Below are 4618 nucleotides of genomic sequence, written 5' to 3'. Positions count from 1 at the left end.
CTGCGCATCGTGCTTACCGAAATTCGAATCCGATTTTCGGGCCGATGCGCTGGCGCCAGGCGCTGATCTTCGCCCACTGGCCGCTCGCGGTCTATGCCGTGGTCATGGGTGCTGCGATGGCAACCTTCGTGCGCATCTACGAAGAGCCGGTTCTCGCCCGGCGCTACGGTGAGCAATACGAAACCTACCGCGCCAATGTTCCCGGCTGGCTGCCGCGCCTCACGCCATGGCGTGGAGACTAGAAAGCCCAGCTCCGCGCCTTGGCGATCACAAAATCGCGGAAAACATGCAGCTTGGCTTGATCGCGCATCGCATCGGGATAGGCGAAATAGGTGTCGAAGGACGGCACCTCCGTTTCAGGCAGAAGCTGCACCAGCCCGGCATCCTTGCCCACCACATAGTCGGGCAGCATGGCGATGCCGGCACCGGTCTGCACCGCCGTCTTGATCGACAGGATGTCGTTGATCTGCAGCGTCGGCACGCGCTGGCCGCCTTCAAAATCGCCCACCGTCTCAAGCCAGTTGAGCTCGCTCAGATGTGTCGGCACCGGCACGCCGAAAGTGACGATGCGATGGTTCGCGAGATCACCGATGGATTCGGGCTTGCCGTATTTGTTGACGTAGGCCGGCGAGGCATAGAGGTGGAAATGCACGGTGAACAACCGGCGCTGGATCAGGTCCGGCTGCTGCGGCTGGCGCAGGCGGATAGCGCAGTCGGCCTGGCGCATGGTCAGGTCCAACTCCTCATTGGCGAGGATCAGCTGAATGTGGATGTCGGGATAGAGCTCGAGGAATTCCTGGATGCGTTGCGTCAGCCAGCCAGCGCCAAGGCCGACAGTCGTCGTCACCTTGAGCACGCCTGAGGGCCTGTCCTTGGCCTCGGTCAGCCGGGTCTTGATCGTCTCGAGCTTCATCAAGACGTCATGCGCCGTACGAAACAGCATCTCGCCCTGTTCGGTCAGCACCAGCCCGCGCGCATGGCGGTGAAACAGCGGCACGCCGATGTCATGCTCGAGCGCGCTCACCTGTCGCGAGATCGCCGACTGCGACAGCCTCAGTGTCTCCGCCGCATGCGTGAACGACCCAGCCTCCGCCGCTGCGTGGAACACGCGCAACTTATCCCAATCCAACGCCATTTTTCCCCTCTTATGTAAGGCGTTTGGTCGGCCTATTCGGCCGCTTCGCGATGCACTTCAATTCCGGCCAGGTACTTCTCCGCCTCAAGTGCCGCCATGCAGCCCAGGCCTGCCGCAGTCACCGCCTGGCGGTAGATGTCGTCGGTCACGTCGCCGGCCGCAAACACGCCCGGAACGTCCGTGCGTGTCGAGTTCGGCGCCGTCCAGAGATAGCCGTTCGGCTTCTGCTTGAGCTTGCCGACGAACAGCTCGACCGCCGGCGCATGGCCGATCGCCACGAACACGCCGTCGGTCGCCATCTCGGTGATGGCACCAGTATGCACGTTCTTGAGCCGGACACCGTTGACTGAAGGCGGCATCGGCTTCTGTGCAGGAGCACCTACGATCTCTTCGACCGCGTGATCCCAGATCACCTTGATGTTGTCCTTGGCAAACAGCCGTTCCTGCAGGATGCGCTCGGCGCGGAAATGGTCGCGCCGGTGCACAACGGTCACCGTCTTGGCGAGGTTGGCGAGATAGAGCGATTCCTCGACCGCCGAATTGCCGCCGCCGACCACCACCACGTCCTTGCCGCGGTAGAAGAAGCCATCGCAGGTCGCRCACGCCGAAACGCCAAAACCCTGGAACACCTGTTCGCTCGGCAGGCCGAGCCATTTGGCCTGTGCGCCGGTGGCGATGATCACGGCGTCTGCGGTGTAGACAGTGCCGGAGTCGCCCTTGGCACGGAACGGCCGCACGTCGAAATCGACCTCGGTGATGATGTCGTTGATCATCTCGGTGCCGACATGTTCGGCCTGCGCCCGCATCTGTTCCATCAGCCAGGGGCCCTGGATCGGCTCGGCAAAACCGGGATAGTTTTCAACGTCGGTGGTGATCATCAGCTGGCCGCCCTGCTGCATGCCTGCGACGAGCATCGGCTTGAGCATGGCGCGCGCCGCGTAGATCGCCGCCGTATATCCGGCGGGACCCGAACCGATGATGAGAACTGGCGCATGTTTGGCGGACATCGAAGGGCCTTCATGGTCATTGGAAAAAGCAGCACCCCGTCAATACAGGCTGCGGATCGCCCCTAATCTAGGTGTTCACCCATACCCCGCGCAAGGCGGCAAGATGTTACTCCCCCGAAAGCTTGACCTTGGCGGAACTCGCCCCATGGCGAGCACCGATTTCTGCGCTTGGGCTTCCCAATGGCTGCGAGTAGTTTAATTACGTGAATGCGCAAGATTCTTGCGCGAGTCCCGGAGCACACATGCCCATCAAGGCCGATCTCGACGCCATCGACTGGAAGATCCTGCGCGAACTTCAAGACGATGGGCGGATGACCAATGTCGAATTGTCGCGCCGCGTCGGCATCTCGGCGCCGCCTTGCCTGCGCCGCGTCAAGCGCCTCGAGGATGAAGGCATCATCCAGCGCTACCGCGCTTTGCTCAACGCGCCGGCACTTGGCATGGACGTGGTCGCTTTTTGCCTCGTCGGTCTCAACCGCCAATCCGAGGTCGACCTCAAAGCCTTTGCCGACCGCACGCGCGGCTGGCCAATCGTGCGCAGCGCCTGGATGGTCTCGGGCGAATCGGACTTCATGCTGCACTGCCTCGCCCCTGACCTCGGCACGTTCCAGACCTTCGTCATCGAGGAACTGACCTCTTCGCCGAATGTCGACACAGTGCGCACGGCACTTACCATCCGCCAGGTCAAGGATGACGGGCCGGTGGCGATCTAGCCGCTGCTCACGGCCATTGGCTGGCTCACTACGAGCATCGGTTCCTCTCGCCACCCAATGTGATCGGAACCGAGCGGAATACCGACTCGCGCTTGAAGATACGGGCGGCCTTGCGCAGGGGAGCCATGATATCTTGTCCGACGCGCTTGATTTCCCGCCACACCCTGGCCATGCCGCGCAGCCTCACGGATTTGGGATGGTTGCGATGGAAGCGCAGCCGCTCGCCGTCGATCTGGCTTGAAAGCCCGCTGCCTGCTGCCGCCTTCACGCCGGGTGCTGCCATATGCTGCACACAGATCGCGGGGCTGAGCTGCAGCACGGTCAATTCGTCCAGCAGCCCGAGTTCGCGGGAAAAAAGGATCAGGTCGACCGGCTCGCAATGCTTCGCCGTGTAGGTAAGCAGCTGCACGGCCACCTTCTTCGAGATGAAATAGCCGGCGGTGCCGAAATGCCGCGACTTGAGCCGCCTCAATTCGTGGCCATGTGGTTGCCCCCAGACGGCAGCCGACATTTCGAGCTCGTTCAAGAAGGTCTCGGCCTTCACCAAATCCGCGCCCTTGGGAATCCAGTTCGCGCTTTGCAAAAATAGCGGCGCGTCGGCGGCGAGATGGATGTCGTCCTCGGCCACGAATGCCCATTCGTCGGCTCCTTGGACAATCAGTTCCCAGACCTTGCGATGGCTGAGCATGCAGCCGATTTCCGGCGGCGACAGCGATTTTTGACCGGAGGAAAGTGCGCGCCAGCGATCCATCTCGGCCTCATCCAGCCTGGACGCATCGACCGCCGCCACGCGGATGAGATCGAGCCCCTTGCCGTCAATCTGCTGCATGAACCACAACAGCCGCTCGGCAGCCCGGTCGAGGTTGATCAGGTAGATCTTCATTCGCGCTCCCCACCCGACGCAGCGCCGATTTGGTGTGATATCGACAGGCTGGTGTCGTGCTAGCCGTTCGCCCACACCTGGTCATAGACCTCGCGCAGCCCAGCCGCCTCGTTCTCAAGCCGAAACCGCTTGGAGACGTCCTCAAGCCCGGCAGCGCCATGCGCTTCGGCAAGGGCCGGATCGGCGAGATAGGGCCTGATCGCCTCACGCAAGGCGACACCATCGCCAGCGGCAACAAAGGCGCCGGTCACGCCTGGTGTGACGATCTCGGAATAAGAGCCGGCATCGCTTGCAACCACGGCCGTGCGCGAGGCCATCGCCTCCAGCGGCGTCAGGCCAAAACCTTCATTGCGCGACGGCGCGACGTAGAGGCGCACCCGCCGATACCACACGGCAACGTCGGGCACTTCGCCAAGCAGCAGGATCCGCTCCGAAAGCCCAGCCGCGGCGATCCGCTGCCTGAGTTCGTCGGCGAAGCCCTTGTGCTCTGATGTCACCCGGCCGGTGATGACAGCAGTCCATTCCGGATGCTGGGGCAGAAGCGATATCATCGCGTCGACGAACAGGTCGGTCCCCTTCGAATGCCGGACGCGGCCGAAGCAACCGATCGCATATCTGCCGGGCAGGCCGGCAGCGGCGAATTCATCGTCAGTCGTGCGCGGGGGATGGAATTTGTCGAGATCGACGCCGTGCATCACCACCTTGTGCGGCACTTCGAGAAAACGCCCCGACAACCGACTTGTCGCGATCACGCCGTCCATCTGGCGGATCAGCCATTTGGTGAAGGCCCTGTGGTCGCGCTGCGCGGCGGAGGTGAAAACCAGCCTGAGCTGCGCCCGAAAGATGTGACGAAGGACAAGCCCGGCCACCATTTCTGTAT

At 62.6% G+C, this 4618-nt stretch carries 6 protein-coding genes; 2 read left to right on the top strand and 4 right to left on the bottom strand.

Annotation, left to right across the window (positions count from 1 at the left end; genetic code table 11):
- Nucleotides 1–242, top strand: a 242-nt coding sequence (locus AC1DWF_RS30415) for a methyltransferase family protein (RefSeq protein ID WP_476842448.1), incomplete at its 5' end; no start/stop codon positions are given.
- Here AC1DWF_RS30415 and AC1DWF_RS30410 read toward each other — a convergent pair.
- Together AC1DWF_RS30410 and trxB are read right to left on the bottom strand one after the other, a co-directional pair.
- On the bottom strand, nucleotides 239–1135 hold the full coding sequence (locus tag AC1DWF_RS30410) for a LysR family transcriptional regulator (RefSeq protein WP_476782776.1): 897 nt from the start codon (nucleotides 1133–1135) through the stop codon (nucleotides 239–241). The genes AC1DWF_RS30415 and AC1DWF_RS30410 overlap by 4 nt on opposite strands.
- Before the next feature lie 32 nt (nucleotides 1136–1167).
- On the bottom strand, nucleotides 1168–2142 hold the full coding sequence (gene trxB / locus AC1DWF_RS30405) for a thioredoxin-disulfide reductase (protein WP_476782777.1): 975 nt from the start codon (nucleotides 2140–2142) through the stop codon (nucleotides 1168–1170).
- Between the two features lie 242 nt (nucleotides 2143–2384).
- On the opposite strand from trxB, the gene AC1DWF_RS30400 reads away from it, so the two are divergent.
- Nucleotides 2385–2855 carry an Lrp/AsnC family transcriptional regulator gene (locus AC1DWF_RS30400; protein WP_476782778.1) on the top strand — a complete coding sequence of 157 codons (471 nt, stop codon included), beginning with the start codon at nucleotides 2385–2387 and terminating at the stop codon, nucleotides 2853–2855.
- A 28-nt stretch (nucleotides 2856–2883) separates the two neighbouring features.
- Here the strand turns inward: AC1DWF_RS30400 and AC1DWF_RS30395 are convergent, their stop codons facing one another.
- Both AC1DWF_RS30395 and AC1DWF_RS30390 read right to left on the bottom strand, forming a co-directional pair.
- Nucleotides 2884–3738, bottom strand: a complete 855-nt coding sequence (locus tag AC1DWF_RS30395) for a glycosyltransferase family 25 protein (RefSeq protein ID WP_476788030.1) — start codon at nucleotides 3736–3738, stop codon at nucleotides 2884–2886.
- A gap of 59 nt (nucleotides 3739–3797) precedes the next feature.
- Nucleotides 3798–4618, bottom strand: an 821-nt coding sequence (locus tag AC1DWF_RS30390) for a glycosyltransferase family 4 protein (RefSeq protein WP_476842447.1), incomplete at its 5' end; no start/stop codon positions are given.

The organism is Aminobacter sp. P4_D5, from assembly GCF_056401815.1.
This window is presented reverse-complemented; position numbering and strand designations above follow the sequence as displayed.